We start from the raw sequence: 24,669 nt of genomic DNA on the forward strand, positions 1-24,669 counted from the left end.
ATCCTTTTATTTTTTAAACCATAAATCATTCAAAAATCCAGAAAAGATTAAGAATGAAACCATCACGACATGGAAGGTGACAACCATGCCAAGTAACTGAATCCAGCGATTCTCAGGTAAGGAACCCTTTCCAGCTTTTTTCCGTTCTTTATTGAGCGCTTTTTTCTTACGAACCCAAGCGTCATTGATGACTAGCCCAATCCCATGAAAAAGCCCGTAGGCGATATAGTACCAGGTCACACCATGCCAAAATCCCATAATCAGCATATTGAGAATATAGGCTACACTTGAGGTCACATTGCGATTTTTAAAGACCTTCTTTCTGGTCAACACCATGACCATCCGCATAAAGACAAAATCACGGAACCAGAAAGACAGACTCATATGCCAGCGATTCCAAAACTCTTTTAAATCCCTTGACAAAAAGGGCTTGTTAAAGTTGATAGGACTATGAATCCCCATCAAGTTTGAAATGGCTAAGGCAAACATAGAGTAGCCCGCAAAGTCAAAGAAGAGCTCCAGACCAAAGGTGTACATGACCGCTAAAGCGTAGAGGTTAAAGAAACCACCTGTCTGCAAGGCCAAATTTTTCAGCGGAGGCAATAATGTCTCTCCTAAAATGTGAGCCAAGATAAACTTGTAGAGGAAGCCAAGCATGATATATTTGACAGCCTCTTCTAGCATATCCATCAGCTCATCCCGCTCAGGAATGGTCTCGTAATTTTCATTGAAGCGTTTAAAACGATCAATGGGACCACTTGAGAAAGTCGGCATAAAGAGAAGAAAACGTAAGAATTGCCAGATCGTTAATTCCTTGATGACACCGTCTCTCAACTCAACGATAACCCCAACTGCACGAAAGGTCAAGTAAGAAATCCCTAAAAATCCAAACAAAGATTGAGGTCCATGAATAGCAGGAGATACTTTCACAAAGACGATTGGCAATAGGGATAAAAAGCTAACCAGGTAAAATATCCATTTACTATCCCGTTGTTTCCTGTACCTTTTGTAGAAAGATACAAGAAGTACTTGCCAGATAACATAAAGGATCAAAGCGCTTATTTGATTCGTCTTTCCACCGACCAACATGGTGAGGATAAAGAAGAGACTAACGAGCACCTCGTACAAGGCAAAACGTTTCTTGAAAAAAAGACCAATAAAGATAGGTAAAGTCGCAGCAATTACGTATAAAAAGTACTGAAGATCACCATAAGGTTCCAAATGAGGTAGCTGTTTATAAAGCTCCATCATCTACTGTTTACCTCGTTAATCAAGCCCTTGATATCAATTTTACCATTAGGCGTTAGTGGTAAACTGTCTCGATAGAGAAACTTAGACGGCATCATATAGGACATCATGATATCTGCTAGGTCTTCCTTGATAGCCTTGGTAATATCGATATCACGCTCAAACTGCTGACGGACACCGTCTTTTAGGATGACATAGGCCAGTAGATTTTGTACCTTGTGGTCCTTGTTATAACGTGGGACAGCAACAGCCGACTCGATAAAGCGAGACTTGTTGAGGTTTTGAGAGACATCTTCCAGCTCAATGCGATAACCATTAAACTTAATCTGGAAATCCATTCGTCCACCATAGAGAAGCAAGCCCTCATCTGTCATGGTTCCTACATCCCCTGTGTGGTAGGCTGGAAGACCTTCGAACTCAAAGAAAGCTTCTGCCGTTTTTTCAGGATTATTCATATAGCCTTTTGAAACAGCTGGTCCAGAAATGATGATTTCTCCCTGTTCACCATTTGGAACTTTCTTACCTTCCCCATCAATGATAAAGGTCGGAGAATCCGCCTTGGTATAGCCGATTGGCAGGCGTTTGAGAGTCGCCAACATCTCATCAGTGACGGCAACTGCTGACAAAGCTACCGTCGCTTCTGTTGGTCCGTAGGCATTGATAATACGGGCATTTGGGAATCGCTCGCGCAGTTTTTGAGCAGTTTTGACCGTCAATTCTTCACCATCAAAGTAGAAATGCGTGATTCCTGGCATTTTCTCACTATTAAAGTCTTCTGACAACATGGCCATATCTGCAAAGGACGGTGTTGAGGTCCAGATAGCAATGGGCAAGGAAAAAATTGTCGCAAAGAGTTTTTTGAAGTCCTGAGTAATGGCTGAAGGAAGAGCGAAAAGCGTACCACCCAGTGCCAAGGTTGGCGCCCAATACATGACAGATAGGTCAAAAGAATAAGGGGGCTGAGCCAGCATTTGTGGACGACTTGGCGTCGCAAATTCCTTATCTGTAATCATCCAGTTGGTAAAGCTGAGGAGATTATCCTGGGAAATCTGCACTCCCTTAGGCTTACCAGTCGTACCAGAAGTAAAGATGATGTAGTAGTTGTCATCCCCCTTGACTGGATGGGTCATCTCGTAGCTGGAAGCTTGAGCAAAAGCTTCATGGACTTGCTCCAAATTCAGCATCGCTGTGCTAGTTTGCTCTAATGGAAAATCTGAGATGGCAATAATCAAGCTTGGCTCTGCAACTTCTACGATAGCAGCTACCCGTTCCAAGGCCGAATGGCTATCAATTGGAATGTAGGCATGACCTGACTTAGTTAGCGCTACAAAGGTAGCCAACATCTCATATTCCTGTCCGCCAAAAACGACGACTGGAGATTTCTCAGGCAAGCCTAGTTGATCGATGGTTGCAGCCAAACTATCCGAATCAGCCTTCAGATCACCATAAGTATGTTCTTGACCTAAAACATTGTAGACAGGATATGTTGGTTGCGTTTGAGCAAAGTGCTCAATCGTTTCAATCATATCTTTTATCGGTTTATTAAACACTGTTCCTCTTCTCCTTTAAACTAGAACTCATTATAAATAAAGGTGCCTTGGCTCTGACCAAGGTAACTAAAAAAATAAAGCAAACCAAGTAAGATTACAAAATATAGAGCCGTCCGGCCTAAGAATACATGTAAATTTCGTTGTTTTTTCATAAGCTATCCATTAATATATTATTTCTATTAACTATCAGTATGTATTGTTAGCATCTTATCTTCCTAACATTTTACCACTTTATCAACCTTTTTTTCAACTGTTTACCATAACTTAAAAATTGGTTTTAGCTTATTTTAAGATAAGTTAAAATATTAATGTTTTGGCCATCAAAAAAGAGCCTGAGATTTCCATCTCAAACTCTGTTGCCAATAACTCTTTTATCTTAGAAAAGTGAAAATACGAGAACTGCTAAGGCTGCACCGATAACAGGTCCCACAACTGGAATCCAAGCGTAAGACCAATCTCCGTCTCCCTTGTTTGAAATTGGCAAGATGCTATGCATGATACGAGGTCCAAGGTCACGCGCAGGGTTCAAGGCACAACCTGTTGTTCCACCTAGTGATAGAACGATACCGACAATCAAAGTTCCCACTGCGAAGGTTCCGATTCCTGCTTGAAGGTCATAAAGTCCCAAAGCAAAGATTGTTAATACCAATACAAAAGTTCCTAGGATTTCACTAATCAAGTTTGATACAGTATCTTTTATAGCTGGTCCAGTACTGAAGGTTGCCAGGATATTGCCTGCATTTTCTTCTGCCTCATAATGCGGTTTGAATTGCAACCAAACCAAAATCTGACCCAGCATAGCCCCTGCGAACTGAGCTAGGATGTATGGGAAAACGGAAGCCCAAGAGAGCGTTCCTTTTAAGGCCATCGCAAACGTTACAGCTGGATTTAGGTGGGCTGGGCTGAGCGTGCCAGATACAAAAGCCGCAACGGCTACAGCAATTCCCCAACCCATAGTAATCACAATCCAACCTGCATTGTTGCTCTTGGTTTTAGGAAGAACCACACCTGCAACAACACCATTTCCTAGAAGAATCAGGATTAAAGTCCCCAAAAATTCTCCAAATAATTCTTTCATCATATCGTTGTCTCCATTTTAAAGAAGGAGAGGGAAGGCAAGGAAGGCTTGTCTCCCTCTCTTCTAGTTTTTCTTAATTTTTCAATTCCGCTAGATCGTTGTTAGCAAGGGCTGCTTCAACATCCGCACGGTAAGTTGCTTTCTCGTCTTCTGTCCAGTCATAGAATCGTCCCATTTCATCTAAAACTGGCTCAACGATGCTATCCAAACTATCACGCATAAAGAGCATGTGGTTGGTACGACGAAGGAGGAAGTCAACTGGGCTAAGAGCCAACTCATTGCGCATTGCATAGTGAAGTGATAAAGTATCTGCCAAGCTGAGTCCTGGTGCTTGTTCTAAACTATGAGCAAGAGCAAAGACTTTCGGTACATTTGAACCATAGAGATTTGCGAGATAGTGAGCTTCCTTGCTATCCAATCCACGTGACACTCCAAGTTGCGCAAAGGCTTCGATTTCTGAATCAACATTTGCTGGGTTCAATTCCCCACCTGAAACAGGGTAAGTCTTAGAGTTGATAAGTTTAAAGCTACGGTCAAATTCTGCTTTGAGGATGTCAACCACGCGCTCCATAGCTCCTTCAGCCATCTTACGGTAGTCTGTGATTTTACCACCAGCAAGGGTCAAAAGGCCATTGTCATCACGATCCAAGCTCGAACCACGAGAAACTGCAGATGGGTCCAAATGTTTCTCAGATGTGCTGCTTTCAAGCTTGCTGACAGCAGACTCAACATCTTCACGCGTTTTTTCTTTAGAGAGATAAGATTCGACAGTCGCGATCAAGTTGTTAAAGCTTTCATCACTGATAGTTCCGTTATTTCCGCCATTGTAGTCAGAAGCGCTATTGCCTGCGATCAATGGACGAAGACCTGCCCAGCTGCTTTCGATATCATCGATAGTAATGTTAGCTTCTGGGAAGCGGTTGTTAACAATGCCAAGTAGGTAATCCACATCTTCCTGAGTCACTTTTGGATGTTCCAAATCACCTGTGTAGTCTGTATCCGTTGTACCAAAGTAGGTCTTGTTTTCACGTGGGAGAACAAAGACCATACGGCCATCACCCAAACCTGTATCAAAGTAAACCGGCTGTGAAACCTTGATCTTGCTTGAATCCACTACCAAGTGAACTCCCTTGGTTGGACGCATTTGTGAGAATTGTGTTCCCTTATTAGACAAGTTACGTACTTTATCACTCCAAGGACCTGTTGTGTTAATCACCAGACGGGCCTTGATTTCAAAGACTTGGTCTGTCAAGAGATCACGAGCTACAACACCTGTAATCTTGCCACTTTCGTCAAAGAGGAAGCCTTCTGCCTTCACGTGGTTAGCAATGAGGGCACCGTCTTGGTTGGCACGTTTGATATTTTCAATCACGAGACGCGCATCGTTGTTACGGAAGTCAAGGTAAACCCCACCTCCTACCAAGCCTTCTTTCTTCAAGTTTGGCTGGCGTTCCAAGACTTCTTCCTTACTCAAAACCTTGTTAGCAGCTGGCGTGTTGTTAACTCCTGCCAAAAGGTCGTACAAGTCCATGGCTACTTTAAGACGGAAGAGGCTAAAGGTCGCTCCATCTTCGTCGTAAACTGGTAAGAGCATTGGGTCTGGTTTCGGAATGTGGGGAGCGATTTGTTGAACTACAGCACGTTCAGAAACAGTGTCTGATACCACTTCTACGTCGAATTGTTTGAGGTAACGAAGACCACCGTGAACCAATTTTGTTGAACGGCTAGATGTTCCTTCTGCGAAGTCCTGCATTTCAATCAAACCAGTCTCAAGACCGCTAGCCGCTGCCTGCAAGGCTACACCAGCCCCTGTAATTCCTCCACCGATAATCAAGAGGTCCAAGGTACGTTCCTGCATTTTTTGAATTGATAATTCACGTGTTTTCTTTGAAAATTCCATATTTACACACTTTCTAACTAAGTCGCTTTATTCTTCCAGTATTAGTCATCGATTTCCGCAAAGACTTGCGTTGCTTTTACAGCCTTCTTCCAGCCCTTGTAGAGTTGTTCCTTGCGAGATTCGTTCATCGATGGCTCGAAGAGTTCTCCTGTCTCGTTCAAGAGTTTCAACTCGTCCAAATCCTTCCAGTAACCCACTGCCAAACCAGCTAGGAAGGCTGCACCTAAGGCAGTTGTTTCCAAGTTTTTAGCACGGGCAATATCGATTCCCAAAATGTCAGCCTGGAACTGCATGAGGAAGTTGTTCATAGCAGCACCACCATCGACTTTGAGGACTTGAATAGCAGTCTGCGCATCCACCTGCATGGTATCGATGATGTCACGTACTTGGTAAGCGATGGATTGCAGAGTAGCCTTGATAAAGTCTTCTTTGCTTGTTCCACGAGTTAAGCCAAAGACCGAACCACGAGCATTTTGGTTCCAATATGGAGCACCTAGACCTGTAAAGGCAGGTACGACATAAACTTCGTCATTGTTGTGAGAATTGAGAGCATATTTTTCAGACTCTGGTGAATTTTCAACCATGCGAAGTCCATCACGAAGCCACTGAATGGCACTTCCTGCGATGAAGATAGAACCTTCCAAGGCATAGTAAACCTTGCCGTTGATTCCATAACCAATCGTTGTCAAAAGGTTGTTTTCAGACAACTGCATCTCTTCACCAGTGTTCATAATGATGAAAGAACCTGTTCCATAAGTATTTTTGACCATACCTGGTTCAAAGGCCAACTGACCGAAGAGGGCTGCCTGTTGGTCCCCAGCCATACCTGAAATTGGTACTTCTCCACCGTAGAAATGGAATGGAGCAGTCTTGCCGTAGATTTCAGAGTTAGAACGAACTTCTGGAAGCATAGCCTTCGGAATGTTGAGGATTTCCAAAATCTCATCATCCCATTTGAGTTCTTTAATATTATAAAGCATGGTACGAGCCGCATTGGAGTAGTCCGTTACGTGAGCCGCACCGTCAGTCAATTTCCAAACCAACCAAGTATCGATAGTACCAAAGAGCAATTCACCCTTTTCAGCTCGCTCTTGAGCGCCTTCTACATGGTCCAAAATCCAACGAACCTTGGTAGCTGAGAAGTAAGCATCAATGATCAAACCAGTCTTTTCATGGAATTTTTCCACATAACCTTGGCTTTTTAGTTGTTCAGCCAGAGGTGCTGTCTGGCGTGATTGCCAAACGATAGCATTATAGATAGGGAGCCCTGTTTTCTTATCCCAGACGACAGTTGTTTCACGCTGGTTGGTAATCCCGATTGCTTCGATTTGACTTGGTTTCACACCACTTTCGATGAAAGCACCCGCGATAACTGACTGAACAGAGTTCCAAATTTCATTGGCATTGTGCTCTACCCAACCTGCTTGAGGGAAAATCTGAGTGAACTCTTTTTGACTAGAGCTGACTTTTTCTCCTTTTTTGTTAAAAATGATGGCACGAGAACTGGTCGTTCCTTGGTCAATGGCCATGATGTATTTTTCTTGTGACATGTGCTGTCCTCCTGATAAAATCTTGAGGGGGTCCCTCTTTACAGTAACTAGTATACAAAATAAAGCGCTTTCTTGTCCATCAATTTTTTTTAAATTTTAAAAAAATGTGAGGAGATTGTGCGAATTTCACAAAAAAGACCTGAAAATTCAGGTCTTTTAGGCAAAGAGCATCTGACGAATCTTTGCCAAATCCTCCATATCCAAGTCGTTTTTTAAATAATAGATCGGAGTCTGTTCTTTCTTATGAATAGGGTTGTTGGTAATCAACAAATCATAATGTCGACTGGGGTCATAGGCTTCAATAGTAATGAAACGATTGTATTCCAAATACCGTTTCAAAAGGGCAGCCATCCTAGAAAAGACAAGGAAACCAGATGTCAAATCCAGACCAATCCTCATATGTTGGCCACCATTTTCTGCCATATACTCTATCAACTGGAGCCATTCCCAGAGAATTTTCTTATCCAAATCCGTCCCCTGCTGAAAGGCAGGTATAGCATGAAAAATTCTCTCTGCAGTCCCTCTAAAATCATGTTCCATCAGCAAATAGGGATGACGATTCTCTGTCTGGTATCTGTACTGATCTTGTAAAATATAGCCCTTGTATAGATAAATTTGACCACAGAGCTGGCTGAGTTCATAGGTGACATGGTCCTCTGTGTAGTCCCCCAGCAGCTCCTCCTTCTTCATCTCTTGAATCAATTGCGTCAGCAAATCAGCTAATTGCCCACCAAAACCAAGGATATACTCCATAGTATGAAGGGGCAAAATACGATGGGAAAGGAGAAATGAAAAGAATACCATCATCTCACCATCCTCAGTTCCTAGAGGGATATGTTGCCCAGCAAAAAAGGACGAAGCCTTTCGAAGCAAACGAAGATAGAAAATATTGTCAAAATACCCTCGCATTTTTTCTTCTATAACCTGAAACTGACAGGCATTGACCCGAAGACGCTGTTGACTGATATGAGCCCAGAGAACCAAGTCCAATTTCTGCCCCGAAGACAAGCTAGCACCGCAGATTTCTTCTAGGGTAGCAATCTCTTGTTTTCTCTCAGCTTTCTGCATGTGACCTTCCCACTCCTGACTGGACCAAATCTTGCGGAAAAGACAGAAATAGAAATAGCGAATCTGATGCTCCGGACCTCGCCAACGGCCATTTTGGATGGATAAGTCAAACTCTGACAAAATCTGATTTAGACTAGCTAAGTGGCGACCAAGCGTGGCCTCGCTAATCATCAATTCTTGAGCCAACTGATGAGCTAGAAACTGTTGGTGATAGAGAAGGTAAACCAAAATTTGGTACTTAATGGCATTGTCTAGAAACAAGCTCCGAATCTCTCTCCCCTTGGTAGCTGCACCAATCGACAGACGCAGATTTTCATCTTCCAAATGGATGGTCAGCTCTAAACCTCTTTCCAAGGCATTTTCGTTAATCAGAGAAATGTACTTGGTTAAGGTCGCCTTTGAAAAACCTGTTTCTTCCATGGCTTCCTTGACGGTTGTCTGCGAATCTTGTAATAGAAAGGAAAGGACTAAAAATTGACCAGATTCTGCTTTTTCCATCAAATCGCCTAAATACATTTGTTACCCCTTTCATTTTCTCCTACAAGAATAGCATAAATCTTAGAAATGCGGAAATAATCTGTTTCTCATTTTATTTTAAAGTTGATTTCCTCGTCATTATTCCAGAGAAACAGCAAACACACGGCTCCCCCTTTGGGCATTTTTATGCTAAAATAGTAGCTATGGATAAAATTATTAAAACTATATCAGAAAGCGGAACTTTTCGTGCTTTTGTCCTTGATAGCACGGAAACCGTCCGCACTGCTCAAGAAAAACATCAAACTCAAGCCAGTTCAACCGTTGCACTTGGTCGCACCCTTATCGCTAGCCAGATTCTCGCAGCCAATGAAAAAGGAGATACCAAGATTACTGTAAAAGTTCTTGGAACGAGCTCTCTCGGTGCCATCATCACTGTCGCAGATACCAAGGGCAATGTCAAAGGCTATGTGCAAAATCCCGGTGTAGATATCAAAAAAACTGCAACGGGTGAAGTCCTAGTCGGTCCTTTTGTCGGCAATGGCCAATTTCTCGTTATCACAGACTACGGTACTGGAAATCCTTACAACTCCATGACTCCTCTCATTTCTGGGGAAATCGGTGAAGACTTGGCCTATTACCTGACTGAAAGCCAACAAACCCCTTCAGCAGTCGGGCTCAATGTTCTTTTGGATAAAGACGACAAGGTCGAAGTTGCCGGAGGTTTCCTTCTCCAAGTATTACCAGGAGCCAAGGAAGAAGAGATTGCTCGCTTTGAAAAACGCATCCAAGAAATGCCAGCCATCTCAACCCTTCTAGAAAGCGATGACCATATCGAAGCCCTTCTCAAGGCCATCTATGGTGACGAATCTTACAAACGTCTATCTGAAGAAGAAATCCGTTTCCAATGTGACTGCAGCAAAGATCGTTTTATGAACGCTCTTGCCAGCCTTCCAAGCTCAGACCTTGAAGAAATGAAAGAGGAAGACCACGGGGCAGAAATCACTTGTCAATTCTGCCAAACAACTTATAACTTTGATGAAAACGACCTGGAGGAACTCATTCGTGACAAATCTTAATACACCCTTTATGATTGGCAATGTTGAGATTCCCAATCGTACTGTTTTAGCGCCCATGGCTGGCGTGACCAACTCAGCCTTTCGTACCATCGCAAAAGAGCTCGGGGCTGGACTCGTTGTCATGGAAATGGTCTCTGACAAAGGAATCCAATACAACAACGAAAAAACTCTACACATGCTTCATATCGATGAAGGAGAAAACCCGGTTTCTATCCAACTTTTTGGTAGTGATGAAGACAGCCTCGCACGCGCAGCAGAATTCATCCAAGAAAACACCAAGACCGATATCGTCGATATCAACATGGGCTGCCCAGTTAACAAAATCGTGAAGAACGAGGCTGGCGCTATGTGGCTCAAGGACCCAGACAAGATCTACTCTATTATCAACAAGGTCCAATCTGTCCTTGATATCCCCCTCACTGTCAAAATGCGCACCGGCTGGTCTGATCCATCCCTAGCCGTGGAGAATGCTCTCGCAGCTGAGGCTGCAGGTGTGTCTGCCCTTGCCATGCATGGCCGTACCCGCGAACAGATGTACACAGGTCACGCAGACCTTGAGACTCTTCACAAGGTTGCTCAAGCTCTGACCAAGATTCCATTTATCGCCAACGGTGATATCCGTACGGTCCAAGAAGCTAAACAGCGTATCGAAGAAGTCGGGGCTGACGCTGTCATGATTGGTCGCGCTGCTATGGGAAATCCCTACCTCTTCAACCAAATCAACCACTACTTTGAAACAGGAGAAATTCTCCCTGACTTGACATTTGAAGACAAGATGAAAATCGCCTACGAACACTTGAAACGCTTGATTAACCTCAAAGGAGAAAACGTAGCCGTTCGTGAATTCCGCGGCCTCGCTCCTCACTACCTTCGGGGAACATCTGGCGCTGCCAAACTTCGTGGAGCCATTTCCCAAGCAAGCACTCTGGCTGAGATTGAAGCTCTATTGCAATTAGATAAAGCTTAATACACAAAAAACCGTAACTCGCTTGAGTTTACGGTTTTTTAGATTCTAGGAAAACCTAGATACTATTATTGAATCAAGGCAACGCTTGAAACTTTACCATCCGCACCTGTTGTAATTTGGATGATTTTTCCTCCACCTATTTTGGCATTATACTTGCCATCATCAAGTGTGTAAGAGTAGCCTCTGATAGAATAGTTTTCTTTCTTTCCATCTGCAGTTTCTACTGTAAATTGGCCCCCTGATGAAACCGTAATAGTTTCGCCATTTGCTCCCTTCCAGTTGCCTGCAGCTGCTGAGAAATCACCATCGACCATGGTTAAAACACCCTTGTAGCGTTTGTTGTGTTCTGCTTGCTTGTCTTGAAGTTGGCGGTCAGTTGTTGGATCATAGCCTGACTGGTTAGACTGGGCTTGAGAACCTTGCTGAGTTGAAGGTGCCTGAGATGGGGCTTGTTGACTAGGAGCTGCTTGTTCTTGTCTTGATTCAGGTGCTGGTTTCGCTTGTGACTGATCTGGCGTTGTAGAAGACTGACCTGAAGATGCCTGAGCCTTTTCAGATGAAGCTGAGTTTGAAGATTTTTGTGTCTTGCTTTCTTTGCTAGAAGAAGCTGCTTTAGAGCTTGATGATTGACTTGTCTTTGCAGAGCTACTGGTTTGAGTGGTTTCGTTTTTATTTCCACAAGCTCCCAGTAGCAAGGTAGAAGCCAATACAGTCGCTGCCATCAATTTGATATAGGTTTTCTTTTTCATTTTTCTACTCCTTTGTAACGTTTTTGAAATGTTAAGAAATCTTTTTGTAATACAATTGTAACATTAGACCTTGAATCTGTCAACTATTTAGAGAAACTATTTAAAAAAATTTCTCTCTACTATCTCTATTCGTAATCGAAACGAAAAATAGAAAATTTTTTAGATAAGAGTCCTATTTTTTACATCATCTTTGTGTAATCGCTTGCATTGTGTTAGACAAAGGAATATAATAACATTGAAATAGAATATAGGAGGTATGCTCTTATGCTAAATAAGTATTACAAGTATCTTCCTTGGTTGATTTTGGGAGCTATTGGCTCTTATCAATCAGCCACTTACTATGCGCGAACTGCATTTGATGTCTTCTATCTGACTATAATCTTTATGATTGTTTATATCGCTTTGTTATTTTTACATGAGAACTATCTCAAGTATCGATATAAAGACTTCTTTACTCACATGTTGAGTAATCCTAAGAAAGATAACCATTCATAAAAAATGATGATAAATAAAGAGGTCGGGAACTTTATCCCGACCTCACTTTTTATTTCAATCGATAGGTTTTTCTTGGTTTCTTTTTGGGTACTCGTTTGAGTCCGACTTCTTCTACATATTCGCCGTATTTTACGAGAAAGTTATTGCTGACAATTGGTCGACCGGGGTTGATGAGATTGACTAGTTCAGTTCCTTCGTAGACAGTGAACTCCTCTTCCAGCAGATAGAGGAAGGTCGGGTTCCAGTCGAGACGGCCTTGGATTCGTTTGATGGATTCTTGGATAATGGCATAATGGTCAAAGGCGAAGGCTTGCTCCTCCAGCTCCACTCCCTCTAGGAAGCATTTGCCCGTCTGAAAGTCGACATCTACGAAAACGACATCCTTGGCATCGTCTCCTGCCTGAACGAGATCTAAGGCACGACTAGGTAGGTACACCAAGTGGGCAATGGTCACCGTCCAGCCCCGTGGATCACGACCGGGGGTCGATACGGTCATTAATTGCTCGATTTTTTCCAAAGGTAGATCGAGATTGACTTCTTCTCTCACCTCGCGCTGACAGGCATGTGCAGCATCCTCTCCCTTATCCATAAAGCCTCCAACCAGAGCCAAACAGTTTTGATAAGGGTGAGCCTTGCGACGGGTCAGTAAGAGCTTGATCTTTCCTTCGACAAAGCAGTAGGCCACCATATCCACCGTCACGCTTGGTTTTTCGTATTGAGGGAGTTCCTGCTTGTAGTACCAGTCTAAAAACTCCTCCTGATTGGCATGGATTTCATAATATTCTTTTTCCGTCATCCCCTCTGGAATCTTTGTGTCTGTCATCTTATGCCCCCTTTCGAACTGCCTTAGTCCATTGGTACCAACCCACTAGACTATTGAGTGTGTAAACCCAGTACATCCCTTGAATGTGGATATTTTCACCCCACCAGAGATAAATACTAAAGAGATTGGTTGCAATCCAGAAAATCCATTGCTCACGGTAGAGACGTGTCATCAAGAGCTGACCAACACCATTGGTCGCATCAGTAACACTATCACGGAAAGGGCGAGCGCTATTGATACTTTGGTAAGCCAAGCCCATACCAATCCAGATAATGGCAGTCAAGGCCAAGTACTTGAGCCAGTCAAGAACAGATAATTTCTTAGCTTCAAAGTGGGATTCTTCTGGTTTTTCCTGTTCATTGATACGATTGGACAGCCAAGCATAGAGACCAATCGGCTGCATGACAAAGAAGTAAACGGTCGTCAAGACTTCGCCATAAAAAGTCGCATTCATGGCCAAGATCAAGTAGATTGCCGAGTTAATAGCCCCAAAGAGATAATTGCTTGCACGCCCTTCTGCTACCAAGATAACACAGACAATCCCAGTCCAGGATGCAAACAAGCTCAACCAGTCATGACTTTCCGTATTTTGAGTGAATTCCAAGATCAAAGGAACACTCGACAAGGCGATAAGATACAACCACTGGAAAAGGCTACGGCCGACAAAGAGATCTTTCCATAGCAAGCGCATGATTCCTGCAAAACCAATCTTGCGGGCTTCTGCATGGACATTTTTAAAGTTTTCGATAAATTGTGTGATTTTTTTAGTTACTGTTTTCATAATTTTCTCCTAATCTGCTTGGTAAATGGCATCAATAGCCACTTTTGCTGCTTCATAATTGCCTAGATAATCCTCCGCTAGATAAACTAGTGGAATGGCGGTTAAGTATCGCTCCCTCATCTGGTCCAAATGCTGGGAAAAACTGTAGCGAATGTGGTCTTCCGCCATGGTCATATCTCTAAATCCGTCATTGACATAGGAACCAACAGGCTGCACAAAGAGAATCAAGTCCCATTTTTCCTTAGCCAAGATTGAAACAAAGAGATTGTCAAAGGTTTCTCCTGATAAGTCCCCTTGATCCTCAGTCTCCATGTAATAGTCATAGTAGCCCTTGGTTACCAAGGAGTTGGTATCGGCTATCACTAGACCTCGATTGGCATTGCTATCGATTAACTTGGAGGTCTGGTCATACTGCCCTAAAAGGAGATAATAATAATCCTTTGGGGTCAATTCATCGTCGCGGACATTGTTTTTGATCTGGTACTCACGCGCGTATTCCAGACTAACGGGCGCATCGTAATACCTTGCCAAATCCTTGGCCAGAGTGGTCTTCCCATTGCTAGCACTTCCCATAATCAAGACTTTCTTGGTAAACTGACGACGGAAGGGTTGTGCGATGTATTTCCAATATTTGCTTGGATTTTCTCGAATCATAGTCGCTGAGATACCAAATTTTCTTTCTTGCAAAACGGTCTCAAAGTCACGCTTAGCTAGTTCTTGCTGATAGTCTTCTTCTCCCACAAAGAAGATCAGTTCTTGCTTGGTTTCATCATAGGAAATCTCTGCTAACATCTGGTCCAACCACTCCTGCCAGCCCATAGGGTAACGGGGAAGGTTGGTCTCATCCAGCTTGCAGACAGAGGTCAACTCGTCATCCCGAAAAGCCTCTCGGATATAGCGAAATCGTTTTTGAAGACTTAAACCTACCTGCTCACCTCGGTCTCCCTCGTAGCCTGAAACGACTACCCAGACCTGGTCACACTGACGCTTCGCTCTCTGGATCAGGTCGATATGCCCTTGATGGAGAGGAGCAAAGGTCCCAAATACCACTGCTGTTTTCTTTTTCATAAATGTTTTGCCTTTTTATAATTTTTGATATTTTTATTTTCTATGTTTTTATTATATACTATATTTTTATTTTGTCAATAGTTTTTTATCATTTTTTATAAAAAAGTAGCAAAAAAGAATCAGGATTGCTCCTGACTCTCTATTTTTAAGCAATATCAAATTTTAACTGGCCTGCTTTGACACCAATCTTGAGGGTCTTGCCTGCTACTAGTTCCCCCTTAAGAAGGAGTTCTGCCAACTTGTCTTCCACTTCTGTTTGCAGTGTTCTACGAAGTGGGCGAGCTCCCATTTCTGGATTGTAACCGTGACTAGCTAGCAACTTCAGTGCCGAAGCTTGCAGTTTCAAGTCGATACCTTTCTCTGCCAGGCTAGCAATCAATGGTTTCACCATAATCTTGACAATTTCTTGCATGTGCTTGTTATCTAAGCTATGGAAGACCACCTTTTCATCAATACGGTTGATAAACTCTGGTCGATAAGTTTTTTTCAGCTCTTCAAAGATTCGTTTCTCCATATTTTCCTGGTCAAAACGAATGTCTTTAGCGCCAAAGCCGACCGTCTTATCGTCACGAAGAGCCGTCGCACCAAGGTTTGACGTCATGATGATAATGGTATTTGAAAAGTCCACCTTGCGTCCCTTGCTATCTGTCAAGACACCGTCGTCCAGAACCTGCAAGAGGACATTAAAGATATCTGGGTGGGCCTTTTCTACCTCGTCAAATAGAAGAACGGAGTATGGTTTGTTGCGAACCTTCTCAGTCAACTCCCCACCTTCTTCGTAGCCCACATAACCCGGAGGAGCTCCATTGAGACGGCTAGCCGCAAATTTCTCCATATACTCACTCATATCAAAGCGGATAAGGGCTGATTCGTCATCAAAGAGAACTTCTGCCAGAGCCTTTGCCAATTCGGTCTTACCGACTCCTGTCGGCCCTAGGAACATAAAGGAACCAATTGGACGTTTATGACTACGAATACCTGACTGATTGCGGCGAATCGCACGACTAATGCTTGAAACAGCTTGATCTTGACCGATGACACGTTTATGCAGTTCTGCTTCAAGGTTAAGGTACTTCTTAGCATCCGTTTGCGTCAGTTTTTGGACTGGAATCCCTGACAAGCGACTTAAGGTAGTCAAAATTTCAGATTCTGTTACCAAGTCTTTATAGACAGGGACTTCCTGCTCTTTTGCGATTAACTGGGCAGCTTGTTTCCACTTGCCATCCATCAGGGCCTTGTCAGCTGGACTCAAGTCGGATTCGTCTGCTTTCACTTGCTTGGATTTGTTTTGCACTGTTGCTGCTGCTTCATCTAAGAGGTCGATGGCAGAGTCTGGTAAGTGACGACTGGTCAAGTATCGATGCGCCATCTTGACAGCTGTTTCAACGGCTTCATCTGTGATTTGCACACGGTGGTGTTTCTCATAGGTAGCTTTCAAACCTTGCAAAATAGTCATACTGTCAGCTAGACTTGGCTCTTCAATCGTCACTTTTGCAAAACGACGAGAAAGAGCTGCATCTTTTTCGATGTGTTTCTGGTATTCTTCCTGAGTGGTTGCACCAACTGTTCTCAGAGTTCCACGAGCTAAGGCTGGCTTCAAGATATTGGCTGCATCCAGAGTCGAATCAATACCGCTACCAGAACCCATGATGGTGTGGAGTTCATCGATAAAGAGGATCACTTTGCCATCTTCCTCGATATCCTTGATGATGTTGTTCATGCGCTCTTCAAAGTCACCACGAAAACGTGTCCCTGCAACGACATTCATCAAATCAAGCTCTAGAACACGCATCTTTGCCATCTCAGCTGGTACATCCCCACTAGCAATACGCTGGGCAAGTCCAAGTGCTAGAGCTGTTTTCCCGACACCCGCATCACCAACCAAGACAGGATTGTTCTTGGTTTTACGGCTCAAGATTTGAATCATACGTGAGATTTCCTTGTCTCGACCGATAACTGGCTCTAACTTGCCAGAACGCGCTTGCTCCGTCAGGTCATGAGTATAATCCTCTAAGCCGCCACTTTGAGCTTGAGGCATGCCCATCATATTGGCCATGGAATTTTGCTTGTCAGTTACTGTGCGATGGCGTTGACGCAAAGCCTTAAGATCTTCTCTTGTCCAACCTGCACGTTCCTCTAAATTGCGACGAAGAGCAGCAATTCTGACCTGATCTTTCTGGTCTTCATAAGAAAAGCCTGCTCTCTCCAAGATGCGAGTTGCCAAGGCATTGCCGTCATGCAAGATTGCATATAATACATGCTCTGTCCCTAGCACCTTAGCATGTACCACTGAGGCTACATATTCTGCTTCCGCAAAGAGAACCTCCAAACGATGGGAAAAGGGTAATTCCGTAAAAGTTTCATCTTGGCTATAGTCCGTTTCAGTCAGTTCCAACGCAACCTCTTCTAAACGGTCCATCTCATATGGGTAATCATTTAGAGTCGCACCTGCCACACTGTAACTGTGATTAGACATGGCAATCAACAAATGCCATGACTCTAGGTAACGAGCTCCAAAATGGCTCGCAACCATATAGGCACTTTCGATACATTCATTCAATGCTTTTGAATAGTTCATCTTACTTCTCTTTTCTATCTACCTCTTGTAATAGCTGTCGGAGCATATTGGCACGGACAACTGAGGATTCTTCCCCTAGGACACGATCCGTTGCTACTGAAGTTAGCAAGGTCATCTCCTGTTTGGTCATCAAGTCCTGCTCCACCAAAAGCTGGAGAATATCCTCATAGATCTCCTGACTAACTCTCTCACCAATCAAGTAAAGCAAATCGCGGAGCATCTCATGATGATTGGAAAACTCAATCCGCCCTATGCGAATGTAGCCTCCACCACCACGCTTGCTCTCAACCAAGTAACCTCTGCTTTCCGTAAAGCGGGTCTTGATGACATAGTTGATCTGACTAGGTACAACCTGAAAGGTATCTGCCAACTGGCTCCGTTGCAATTCCACGATACCAGACTGGTCTAAAATCGCCTTGATATAGGCTTCGATATGATCTGATGTATTTTTAAATCTCATAGTAAATCAAACTCCTTCTTTGAACCTTGACTATCTTTGACTATACTATCATTTAACACTCTATAAGTCAAATTTTTAGAGCTCAGCCCTTGAAAATACTGACTTTCTTTAAAAACATTTAGGCATTAATTCGCCTTAGTTTTTCTTGAAAGTTCCTAAAAAAGTCCACAAAAAAGAGCCCTGAAAAGGGCGTAATATTGACGAGTTCAGCAGGCAAGAAACTAGCACGGTCAAACGTGCTTTTTTTATTACCTGGTAATATTATAGCATATTCTCACCAAATTTATATACTCTCAAAAATTTTTAAAAAAAAACGTAAACCTGACTCTCGCAAAAGAGAGATAAACACTAAGATGGCGGACGAAATCCCCCTCACACCTCTATTTTATCAAACCTAATCAGAAAAACACTACTTCATAAAATCCAATAAATTCGATTATAATAGCTTTCGGCCTGCTAATTATTTCACTAGCGCTCATATATCCCCAGCGCTACATTCCAGGTATCCAATCTTTTATTTCTTTCAAAATTTTATAAGCCTGTTTCATTTTAGAGTTGTCCTCCAAATATTCAATACCTTTAGTTGTAATTCTAACAAGAGACAAATTCTCAATATACACTTTCCCAGACATGTCTCCAGTTACACAAGTACCTGTCAAAAATCCATCATCAAATAGATTACGATAGACATCCATTAAGTAAAGATGGGGGATTTCTAGAGCTGAAGCGTTTATTTCATTTTCATCTGCTAGATCCCCATCCTTCATTTTCTGAAAATAATAACTAAGAATTTTATAAACAACTACCCAATAATCATTTTTTGCCATGAATACTGTCTCCTTTTTTAAAAGTATAATCCTTTGTGCTCCACTTTATTATAGCTCTTTTGCTATCTTCCTGCAATAAAACACGTTTTATCTATTTCTTCTCTGTCGCATGTATCTTGCCCTTCAAAACTAATCATTTTCTGATAAATTGAAAGGTTTTTATCCCCTTTTTGTCTGAAGTGCTCCGACTTGGAAAAAGTTCCCTTCACCGGTACCCTACTGGCCAGAAAGATTTTTTAAAAGGTGGGGGGGAGTCAATATCCTTTCAACTCAACAAATCTTTTAGCGATTACCTTTCTACGGCTATTTATATAACGAGTAGTTTTATTTAGTTTCTCTGCCACGTCTTCCCAAGTCGCATCAGCTTCTAAATATCTCATTTTAAAAATTACTAGATCACTTTCAATTAAGTTTTCCATCAAGGTATCTACAACTAGTTTGAAACCTTCTAAATATCTTAGTGTTTGGTCTTCTTCAATTCTAATGATTGTTGCTTCAGTAGGACTATATACTGTCTTGCCTTTCCCACCAGTATAATCTTCAGTGCTATGCTTCTTATTATGTATCAGCTCCTGTCTTCTCAAATAAATTTTATTAGCAAGCGTTCTATATCGTCCTAACTCAATATCTATCCCGTCCAGGTCTCTGTTACTCAACTCGTACATAGGCAAGTACCTCCACTTAAATTTAAAAATTTTTTTATCTTTCAATTTGTCAAATTGTAAATTCTGTCAAACTGACAAAAAACGCTAAAAGCCTTCCAACACTCCACTTACCAGGTATCATTGTTTTAAGTTTGACAACTCTTCAATATGACAAGTTCAAGGGAAATTTCTTTAATTTATCCCCTCAGTTTCTCATATCTTACATTCTGTGAAACTCACTCCATTCTGTAAACCCCTGATATACCTTGCTTTTAAGCTATTACTTCTTTTCAGTTTATGCTTACTTTGTTATGTGAAACTTAGTAAAGCATAAAAGTAGGACTAGCGATATTTCTTTTGTTTGAGCCATATATCACTAGCCTTACTTAATTTGTTCCCTATTTCTCTAAATACACTTTGATGTCCCGATATTCCTTAGAAAAATTCATCCATCCGCTAGAATCAGGGGTTAAGAATGGTAGGACAGTAAGCGGACTTACTTCTGTTCGATACGGCGATAGAGAATGTCTCTGACTTATTTCTCTGACTACACCTGTATGAATTTCTTCTACATCCTTCTTCAGTTCTTGAATTTCATCATATGCGTCCAAAATTCGTCTAAGTTTCTTTCGGTATTGTTTATAGATCTTCTTAGTTTCCATCCGTTGCTTAGTTTCTTTAAAAATGTATTCAAAGATGACTGCATTAGCTTCTGAAAAATCACTATCAAATTTTTCCTGAAGGCCATTAATAGCTTTTTCCATCTTTTCCAGCTGCTCTAAAGATTCTAAGTTATTTGACAAAAAAGAATCTATGTTCTCAAATGAAACTGCTTGATTGCCTAACAGGCTTTTCCTTTTTTCGCTTAACTGTTCTCGTGCTGAATTAATCTTACTTTTTTTATTATCTAGATCATCCAGTGTTTCAAATACTTGATTAATATCCATTTCTTTCTCCTAGTTCCATTGAATAAAGTAACCACAATCTTCTTCAATTTTTTTTACATCAAATCGGGTATGTAAAATCAACCGTTTCCCAAAATAGTCATTCGCATTCACCCAACTAAGTGTATCTTTCTTTCGATCAAACAAAGTAACAAAGTTTTCTAGATCTCCGATAAAGCCTTTTTTATCACCTTTATTCCCTAATGTTGTATCATCTACAATTAAAAAGTTATCTACAAAGAATGTTTCACTTGTCCCTGTCTCTTTATCAACCTTAAGAAGATAATTTCCTGAAGTGTCTTTCATTTTTTCTAAGACACTAAATAGTGATTGACTAACAACCATAGATACATTGCGCTCTGGATTGATTAAAGAAACAATAGATTTCAAGTCGTCGATACTTGTAGCAGTCTGCACTTTCGCAGTTTGGAGAATTTTCCCAATCTCTTTATTTCGTGTTCTACGTTTTAATTTAATAATCTTCTTACCAAGAAAATCCGTTAAATTATATTGACCATCGTCTAATTGTTCCTGTGAAAAATCAAGTTTTCCACTGAATAATTTAACTAAGTAATCAACGCTGATAGTTTTCTTTTTATCTGTTTCTGTTCTCTCAACCGAATTTTCGCTAACTTCTTGTAATGAATCAGATTCAAAGTCAGTTACTTCATACTTCCCACCACGGGTACGAGTCTCAATAACATTTACTAGATCAACCAGTTCTTTACGTTGATGTTCATTTTCGTAACTATCAAGGATTGGTTTTTCAATGAGTACATGATTATTTTCTACGTTCATCCCTCTAGTGTTATAACCCGTACTTCGGATATAAGCTTCTAGATTTTCTTTTTGTTTAGCTAAGTTAGTTGTCATTTTTTGCTCCTTCATCTTTTAATATCTGATTTTTGTTTATAATTTTTTCTAAAATTCTTTGCTTTTAGCTTTTCTTTTAGAACTCTCCGAGCCTTTAGAATCATCTTTTCTAGATTTTGATTTGTCTTGTTTGTTAGCATATTTTTCTAGTATTTCTTGTTTCCGTTGTTCTAAGCTATCATCTTCTTTTTTACACTGAGAAAAGATTTTCTGTCTTTTATCTGGATCCATAGAAAACTTATTGGCTACTACATACCCTAAAGAAGTATCTCCTGACATCTTCCTCACCCCCTTTCTATGCAAACAAAAAGGGACATACCACTAGCATTATATGCTTACGGTATGTCCCTGAGTTGTTCTCAATAGACCTATTTTTTAGTTTCTTTTTTGACTAGATGGGTAAATTTCCCATCTGAGTAGAATAAAGTTATCTCTCCAAACCTTGGAACTTTTTCTATCTCTATTATACCACATTTTTCGTAGACAACAAAGCCTTTTTCTGTTGCAAATCGCATTTTATCATCATTCATTGAAATTCTCCCCTCACTGTGTTTATAGTGTATCTCTTGTCTTTGATCGTAAAAGCCTTGAAAGTGTTCCCTTCTAAACCTTTCAAAATTCTACTTGAATTTCTAGCATTGTAAACAGTCCGCAGTTCGCTACTATCTAGGTTCGTGTTGAAAATCGTAGTTTCTCGATTGTTGATAATATCAAACAAGAAATCCTGTTCCCAGTCACTCTTAGGTGTTACCGTCCCATTTTTTGCCCCCAGGTCATCGATGATTAGAAAATCTACATCAACAAGCTTTTTAACCGCCTCATACTCTGTTAAGTTTGCATTTCTTCCATAAGCCCAGCCTTCTTTTATCTGCTTGATAATCTCGGTTAAGCTGACAAACAAGACACTCTTAGGCTCGTGCTTCTCCCTAAAACTCTCATTGATTTCTTTAGCCAAGGCAAGAGATAAATGACTTTTTCCTATTCCTGTGCTACCACTGATTAAAGTATTTCCCGTCATACCTGCAAGGTACTTCTGGACTTGCCCCTTTACAAACTCTAACATCTGACGCTCTTCTGTCGTCTTAACAAAGAAATTATCAAACGTTGCTCCTTTCAACTCGTTAGGGATCGTACTATCACGCATTAAGACATCATAAGTTTTAAAGTAAGCCTGTCTGTCCTCGAACTGCTGTAATAGGTCTTGTTCTTTTTGTTTAATCTCTCCCTTTACACACTCCGGGCAAAATGCTTGTACTTTTCTTTCTGAACTCCCTAACACTGGTACAGAAATTTCCCAATAATTTACCTGGTGAATATCGCAAACTTTATCCGATATTTTTCTGTTATTAAATTCTTTAAATTGTTCCTTCATCTTTGCAACTCCTAAAATGGTAGATCTGGAAAGTTGCCTTCGGACTTCCCTTTTATGGTTTTAGGCTTTTGATTCAAATAACCGTCAAACTTAGTTCCGAAAAGTGTTTCTGGTCTCAGATATTTAGAAAACTCAGGACTATCCTTCCATTCTGCCGTTTTAATATCTATCACCTGTTTAAAATCTTCAAGTGTATAGCCTTCTTTGAATCGTGCCATTATCGGCTTCAAGTTTTTGTCCAAATATTTATAATTTTTCCCAACTGTATGATTCAGATAAGCTAGAGGGATTCTTATTAAATACTTCTCAGGATGTCCTTTAGTTATTTCCTCAATCATTCTCGGAGTTAACCAATTTGGGAAAGTAAAGTCAGGTTTACCTGACAATATATATTCTTTATATAACTCTTTATCTGACTCTTTATCTATCTCTATATCTGTTGGACATGAGTTGGAAATAGTCTTTTTATTTTGGACATTCTCCAATTTTGGTATATCTTGACTATTTTTTCTTTGGTCTCGCTTATATTTCGCCCAGTTTGTTTCACTCTCAACCATGGCTTTTGCTTGCGATAATGTAGCATGGCCATCATCGTCTATCTGAATCAGTCCGCATTTTGTAAAATATGCAACTGTCATATTTATATCATCCTCGGACACATCCAATTTTAAGGCTAGCTCCTGTACCAAATTATCAAAATACCCCTCATAGTACAAAATACAATCATCTTCTAAACTTTCCAACATAAGACGGATATAAATCACTGTCATAGTGTAGCCACCAGGCATATTTTTAAGTCGTTTAATAAAAAGATTATCAAAAAACTTCTTATCAACTTTTAACCAAAAATATATTTTAGTCTTTGCCATCATCTACCCCCAAAAACTTTAAAACGTCTGAGATTTTATAATACGCTTTTCTAGTATCTTCAATAGGCGGTATATACTGCGGTAGTCCTGCACCTTCCCATTTTATCAAGGTTTTATCTCCTATGCCCAGTTCTTCCTTTAGTTCCACCTTACTGATCAAATCTAATCTTTTTTGAGGTACTTTCTCATGGCTTTTTAAATACCGTTCCACTGCTTCCAAAATCTTAGACTTTAAATCTTCAATCATTTTTTCAAACATATTAGTACCCCCATGGCTTAACCGCTGCAAGCTGAATATATCGCCCATAATCAGGGCTTAAATCCTCGCTAGTTGTTTCTATCGTCTGTGTACTTTCTCGCTCGATTTGGGCGCTTTTTTTGCGGTCTCGGCGGTTTAGATAAAGTAGTAGGCCAAGCAGTAGCAAAGTAAAGACAATAGACTGCGTATTGCTTAATTCTAGTTCATTCATGCTATGCCCTCGCTTTGTAATTCTTGATATAATTTACTTGATAGCTTCGCTCCATCTTCAGAAAGTCGTACACCTCTTCTGGAGTTACTTTATCATCTAAAAAGTCAATGATGAACTGAAAGAGGTTCGGATTTCTATCCTTGATTTCAGTAATTCGGTTGTCAAATTCTGATTGTGTCATGTTATCTAGATCTAGAGTCATATTTTTCTCCATTAGCCTTTCCTTGTCCTTTTTCTTGCCTGTTTTCTATATGGTATGCTTCACCACTCCAAACGCTGGGCGATTGCCCCAAGTTGGCGAACGCTTGTAGCGGTGTTTCGTGAGTAATTACCCATCTTTCAGCTAAACAAGGTCTTAGAATCACCCTGTCAGCACTTGATTTTCAAAACCTTTTCTAATTGCTTGCCTGCTCTTCGGTTTTTTTAGGTATTTGATAGAATAGATATTTTTTGCTATAATCAGAGCATAGAAAAAATTTCTATATCCTTAATCTTGTCGCTTGCTCGCCTCGTCTAAAATTTGAGCAAGTGATTTTTTTATTTTCTTTTTGCATGATTACTACCTGACTTTGGTTTATAAAGCAAGTCTTTACTTTCGATAAGATCTAGAATCCAACTGATTCCCTGTTCTACTGTTTCAAGAAATGCGCCCAGGTCTTCACTGTCCAAGTTCTCGTAGTTCATACAAATATATTCGGCTAGTGATCTGTCTTTCTCAACTAGCTTTTTAAAATCATTGGAATACTTAGGAATTTCTAACCCTTTGGCATTTGTAACTGTCTTAAATTCATTTTCCATTTTC

28 protein-coding genes are annotated in these 24,669 nt (G+C 41.0%); 3 read left to right on the top strand and 25 right to left on the bottom strand.

The annotated features are described in order from the left end of the window. Positions 1-6 precede the first annotated feature (6 nt). From dltB to O3622_RS07360, 7 genes are all read right to left on the bottom strand, one after another. On the bottom strand, positions 7-1,251 hold the full coding sequence (gene dltB, locus O3622_RS07330) for a D-alanyl-lipoteichoic acid biosynthesis protein DltB (RefSeq protein ID WP_247936302.1): 1,245 nt from the start codon (positions 1,249-1,251) through the stop codon (positions 7-9). Continuing rightward, a complete protein-coding gene (gene dltA / locus O3622_RS07335) occupies positions 1,248-2,798 on the bottom strand; it encodes a D-alanine--poly(phosphoribitol) ligase subunit DltA (RefSeq protein ID WP_049477598.1) in 1,551 nt (516 codons plus the stop codon). The genes dltB and dltA overlap by 4 nt, the downstream gene beginning before the upstream one ends. A gap of 20 nt (positions 2,799-2,818) precedes the next feature. Next, the gene (locus O3622_RS07340; protein WP_008276434.1) at positions 2,819-2,950 is read right to left on the bottom strand and encodes a teichoic acid D-Ala incorporation-associated protein DltX; all 132 of its coding nucleotides are present in this window, start codon (positions 2,948-2,950) and stop codon (positions 2,819-2,821) included. A 224-nt stretch (positions 2,951-3,174) separates the two neighbouring features. Continuing rightward, positions 3,175-3,879, bottom strand: a complete 705-nt coding sequence (locus O3622_RS07345) for an MIP/aquaporin family protein (protein ID WP_020902151.1) — start codon at positions 3,877-3,879, stop codon at positions 3,175-3,177. Positions 3,880-3,949: 70 nt separating this feature from the next. Then, complete coding sequence (glpO, locus tag O3622_RS07350; protein WP_084862640.1) at positions 3,950-5,776, bottom strand: type 1 glycerol-3-phosphate oxidase; 1,827 nt, start codon at positions 5,774-5,776, stop codon at positions 3,950-3,952. A 41-nt stretch (positions 5,777-5,817) separates the two neighbouring features. Beyond that, positions 5,818-7,326, bottom strand: coding sequence for a glycerol kinase GlpK (gene glpK, locus O3622_RS07355; protein WP_000076796.1), 1,509 nt, complete (start codon positions 7,324-7,326; stop codon positions 5,818-5,820). A gap of 156 nt (positions 7,327-7,482) precedes the next feature. Further along, complete coding sequence (locus tag O3622_RS07360) at positions 7,483-8,910, bottom strand: helix-turn-helix domain-containing protein (protein ID WP_247936301.1); 1,428 nt, start codon at positions 8,908-8,910, stop codon at positions 7,483-7,485. A 164-nt stretch (positions 8,911-9,074) separates the two neighbouring features. Between O3622_RS07360 and hslO the strand changes: the two genes are divergently transcribed. Both hslO and dusB read left to right on the top strand, forming a co-directional pair. Continuing rightward, positions 9,075-9,947 carry an Hsp33 family molecular chaperone HslO gene (gene hslO, locus O3622_RS07365; RefSeq protein WP_044021568.1) on the top strand — a complete coding sequence of 291 codons (873 nt, stop codon included), beginning with the start codon at positions 9,075-9,077 and terminating at the stop codon, positions 9,945-9,947. After that, positions 9,934-10,914: a tRNA dihydrouridine synthase DusB gene (gene dusB / locus O3622_RS07370; protein WP_000183317.1), complete on the top strand. Its 981-nt coding sequence runs from the start codon at positions 9,934-9,936 to the stop codon at positions 10,912-10,914. Before hslO ends, dusB begins: the two co-directional genes overlap by 14 nt. A 65-nt stretch (positions 10,915-10,979) precedes the next feature. On the opposite strand, the gene O3622_RS07375 is transcribed toward dusB, so the two are convergent. Next, entirely contained in the window at positions 10,980-11,663 is a 684-nt protein-coding gene (locus tag O3622_RS07375) for a hypothetical protein (RefSeq protein WP_125328333.1), read from the bottom strand. Between the two features lie 264 nt (positions 11,664-11,927). Here O3622_RS07375 and O3622_RS07380 point away from each other — a divergent pair, with 264 nt between their 5' ends. Further along, a complete protein-coding gene (locus O3622_RS07380; RefSeq protein ID WP_125423602.1) occupies positions 11,928-12,158 on the top strand; it encodes a hypothetical protein in 231 nt (76 codons plus the stop codon). 49 nt (positions 12,159-12,207) lie between these two features. Here the strand turns inward: O3622_RS07380 and O3622_RS07385 are convergent, their stop codons facing one another. The 17 genes from O3622_RS07385 to O3622_RS07465 form a co-directional block, all read right to left on the bottom strand. Beyond that, the gene (locus tag O3622_RS07385; protein WP_316717686.1) at positions 12,208-12,981 is read right to left on the bottom strand and encodes an NUDIX hydrolase; all 774 of its coding nucleotides are present in this window, start codon (positions 12,979-12,981) and stop codon (positions 12,208-12,210) included. A 1-nt stretch (position 12,982) separates the two neighbouring features. Beyond that, positions 12,983-13,762: a nicotinamide riboside transporter PnuC gene (gene pnuC / locus O3622_RS07390; RefSeq protein WP_316717684.1), complete on the bottom strand. Its 780-nt coding sequence runs from the start codon at positions 13,760-13,762 to the stop codon at positions 12,983-12,985. A 9-nt stretch (positions 13,763-13,771) separates the two neighbouring features. After that, positions 13,772-14,830, bottom strand: coding sequence for an AAA family ATPase (locus O3622_RS07395; RefSeq protein ID WP_371607279.1), 1,059 nt, complete (start codon positions 14,828-14,830; stop codon positions 13,772-13,774). A 145-nt stretch (positions 14,831-14,975) separates the two neighbouring features. Continuing rightward, a complete protein-coding gene (locus O3622_RS07400) occupies positions 14,976-17,408 on the bottom strand; it encodes an ATP-dependent Clp protease ATP-binding subunit (RefSeq protein ID WP_371607280.1) in 2,433 nt (810 codons plus the stop codon). 1 nt (position 17,409) lies between these two features. Next, positions 17,410-17,868 (bottom strand): CtsR family transcriptional regulator, encoded by a 459-nt coding sequence (locus O3622_RS07405; protein ID WP_371607281.1) that lies wholly within the window; start codon positions 17,866-17,868, stop codon positions 17,410-17,412. A gap of 491 nt (positions 17,869-18,359) precedes the next feature. Continuing rightward, positions 18,360-18,695 carry a YjcQ family protein gene (locus tag O3622_RS07410; protein ID WP_049490542.1) on the bottom strand — a complete coding sequence of 112 codons (336 nt, stop codon included), beginning with the start codon at positions 18,693-18,695 and terminating at the stop codon, positions 18,360-18,362. Positions 18,696-18,949: 254 nt separating this feature from the next. Further along, the gene (locus O3622_RS07415) at positions 18,950-19,360 is read right to left on the bottom strand and encodes a hypothetical protein (RefSeq protein ID WP_049490544.1); all 411 of its coding nucleotides are present in this window, start codon (positions 19,358-19,360) and stop codon (positions 18,950-18,952) included. Between the two features lie 377 nt (positions 19,361-19,737). Then, positions 19,738-20,286 carry a hypothetical protein gene (locus O3622_RS07420; RefSeq protein WP_049490546.1) on the bottom strand — a complete coding sequence of 183 codons (549 nt, stop codon included), beginning with the start codon at positions 20,284-20,286 and terminating at the stop codon, positions 19,738-19,740. 9 nt (positions 20,287-20,295) lie between these two features. Continuing rightward, positions 20,296-21,156 carry a phage major capsid protein gene (locus tag O3622_RS07425; protein WP_049490547.1) on the bottom strand — a complete coding sequence of 287 codons (861 nt, stop codon included), beginning with the start codon at positions 21,154-21,156 and terminating at the stop codon, positions 20,296-20,298. 48 nt (positions 21,157-21,204) lie between these two features. Continuing rightward, positions 21,205-21,435: a hypothetical protein gene (locus O3622_RS07430; RefSeq protein ID WP_049490549.1), complete on the bottom strand. Its 231-nt coding sequence runs from the start codon at positions 21,433-21,435 to the stop codon at positions 21,205-21,207. 89 nt (positions 21,436-21,524) lie between these two features. After that, a complete protein-coding gene (locus O3622_RS07435) occupies positions 21,525-21,686 on the bottom strand; it encodes a hypothetical protein (protein WP_192831374.1) in 162 nt (53 codons plus the stop codon). Further along, positions 21,683-22,528 carry an ATP-binding protein gene (locus O3622_RS07440; protein ID WP_049490551.1) on the bottom strand — a complete coding sequence of 282 codons (846 nt, stop codon included), beginning with the start codon at positions 22,526-22,528 and terminating at the stop codon, positions 21,683-21,685. The genes O3622_RS07435 and O3622_RS07440 overlap by 4 nt, the downstream gene beginning before the upstream one ends. 11 nt (positions 22,529-22,539) lie before the next feature. Further along, the gene (locus O3622_RS07445; protein WP_049490552.1) at positions 22,540-23,397 is read right to left on the bottom strand and encodes a conserved phage C-terminal domain-containing protein; all 858 of its coding nucleotides are present in this window, start codon (positions 23,395-23,397) and stop codon (positions 22,540-22,542) included. Next, complete coding sequence (locus tag O3622_RS07450; protein ID WP_049490554.1) at positions 23,384-23,656, bottom strand: hypothetical protein; 273 nt, start codon at positions 23,654-23,656, stop codon at positions 23,384-23,386. Before O3622_RS07450 ends, O3622_RS07445 begins: the two co-directional genes overlap by 14 nt. Before the next feature lies 1 nt (position 23,657). Further along, positions 23,658-23,867 carry a hypothetical protein gene (locus tag O3622_RS07455; protein WP_049490556.1) on the bottom strand — a complete coding sequence of 70 codons (210 nt, stop codon included), beginning with the start codon at positions 23,865-23,867 and terminating at the stop codon, positions 23,658-23,660. Between the two features lies 1 nt (position 23,868). Then, positions 23,869-24,069: a hypothetical protein gene (locus O3622_RS07460; RefSeq protein ID WP_049490570.1), complete on the bottom strand. Its 201-nt coding sequence runs from the start codon at positions 24,067-24,069 to the stop codon at positions 23,869-23,871. A gap of 335 nt (positions 24,070-24,404) precedes the next feature. Then, a complete protein-coding gene (locus tag O3622_RS07465) occupies positions 24,405-24,665 on the bottom strand; it encodes a hypothetical protein (protein WP_049490558.1) in 261 nt (86 codons plus the stop codon). Positions 24,666-24,669: the final 4 nt, after the last annotated feature.

The sequence above is a fragment of the Streptococcus sp. 27098_8_51 genome, assembly GCF_041432205.1.
In the GTDB taxonomy this organism is placed as follows: domain Bacteria; phylum Bacillota; class Bacilli; order Lactobacillales; family Streptococcaceae; genus Streptococcus.

Coding starts and splice junctions, on each gene's coding strand:
- dltB (WP_247936302.1), bottom strand. CDS start 1,251: ATGATGGAGCTTTATAAACAGCTACCTCATTTGGAACCTTATGGTGAT.
- O3622_RS07340 (WP_008276434.1), bottom strand. CDS start 2,950: ATGAAAAAACAACGAAATTTACATGTATTCTTAGGCCGGACGGCTCTA.
- O3622_RS07345 (WP_020902151.1), bottom strand. CDS start 3,879: ATGATGAAAGAATTATTTGGAGAATTTTTGGGGACTTTAATCCTGATT.
- glpO (WP_084862640.1), bottom strand. CDS start 5,776: ATGGAATTTTCAAAGAAAACACGTGAATTATCAATTCAAAAAATGCAG.
- glpK (WP_000076796.1), bottom strand. CDS start 7,326: ATGTCACAAGAAAAATACATCATGGCCATTGACCAAGGAACGACCAGT.
- O3622_RS07360 (WP_247936301.1), bottom strand. CDS start 8,910: ATGTATTTAGGCGATTTGATGGAAAAAGCAGAATCTGGTCAATTTTTA.
- hslO (WP_044021568.1), top strand. CDS start 9,075: ATGGATAAAATTATTAAAACTATATCAGAAAGCGGAACTTTTCGTGCT.
- O3622_RS07375 (WP_125328333.1), bottom strand. CDS start 11,663: ATGAAAAAGAAAACCTATATCAAATTGATGGCAGCGACTGTATTGGCT.
- O3622_RS07380 (WP_125423602.1), top strand. CDS start 11,928: ATGCTAAATAAGTATTACAAGTATCTTCCTTGGTTGATTTTGGGAGCT.
- O3622_RS07385 (WP_316717686.1), bottom strand. CDS start 12,981: ATGACAGACACAAAGATTCCAGAGGGGATGACGGAAAAAGAATATTAT.
- pnuC (WP_316717684.1), bottom strand. CDS start 13,762: ATGAAAACAGTAACTAAAAAAATCACACAATTTATCGAAAACTTTAAA.
- O3622_RS07395 (WP_371607279.1), bottom strand. CDS start 14,830: ATGAAAAAGAAAACAGCAGTGGTATTTGGGACCTTTGCTCCTCTCCAT.
- O3622_RS07400 (WP_371607280.1), bottom strand. CDS start 17,408: ATGAACTATTCAAAAGCATTGAATGAATGTATCGAAAGTGCCTATATG.
- O3622_RS07405 (WP_371607281.1), bottom strand. CDS start 17,868: ATGAGATTTAAAAATACATCAGATCATATCGAAGCCTATATCAAGGCG.
- O3622_RS07410 (WP_049490542.1), bottom strand. CDS start 18,695: ATGGCAAAAAATGATTATTGGGTAGTTGTTTATAAAATTCTTAGTTAT.
- O3622_RS07415 (WP_049490544.1), bottom strand. CDS start 19,360: ATGTACGAGTTGAGTAACAGAGACCTGGACGGGATAGATATTGAGTTA.
- O3622_RS07420 (WP_049490546.1), bottom strand. CDS start 20,286: ATGGATATTAATCAAGTATTTGAAACACTGGATGATCTAGATAATAAA.
- O3622_RS07425 (WP_049490547.1), bottom strand. CDS start 21,156: ATGACAACTAACTTAGCTAAACAAAAAGAAAATCTAGAAGCTTATATC.
- O3622_RS07430 (WP_049490549.1), bottom strand. CDS start 21,435: ATGTCAGGAGATACTTCTTTAGGGTATGTAGTAGCCAATAAGTTTTCT.
- O3622_RS07435 (WP_192831374.1), bottom strand. CDS start 21,686: ATGAATGATGATAAAATGCGATTTGCAACAGAAAAAGGCTTTGTTGTC.
- O3622_RS07440 (WP_049490551.1), bottom strand. CDS start 22,528: ATGAAGGAACAATTTAAAGAATTTAATAACAGAAAAATATCGGATAAA.
- O3622_RS07445 (WP_049490552.1), bottom strand. CDS start 23,397: ATGGCAAAGACTAAAATATATTTTTGGTTAAAAGTTGATAAGAAGTTT.
- O3622_RS07450 (WP_049490554.1), bottom strand. CDS start 23,656: ATGTTTGAAAAAATGATTGAAGATTTAAAGTCTAAGATTTTGGAAGCA.
- O3622_RS07455 (WP_049490556.1), bottom strand. CDS start 23,867: ATGAATGAACTAGAATTAAGCAATACGCAGTCTATTGTCTTTACTTTG.
- O3622_RS07460 (WP_049490570.1), bottom strand. CDS start 24,069: ATGACTCTAGATCTAGATAACATGACACAATCAGAATTTGACAACCGA.
- O3622_RS07465 (WP_049490558.1), bottom strand. CDS start 24,665: ATGGAAAATGAATTTAAGACAGTTACAAATGCCAAAGGGTTAGAAATT.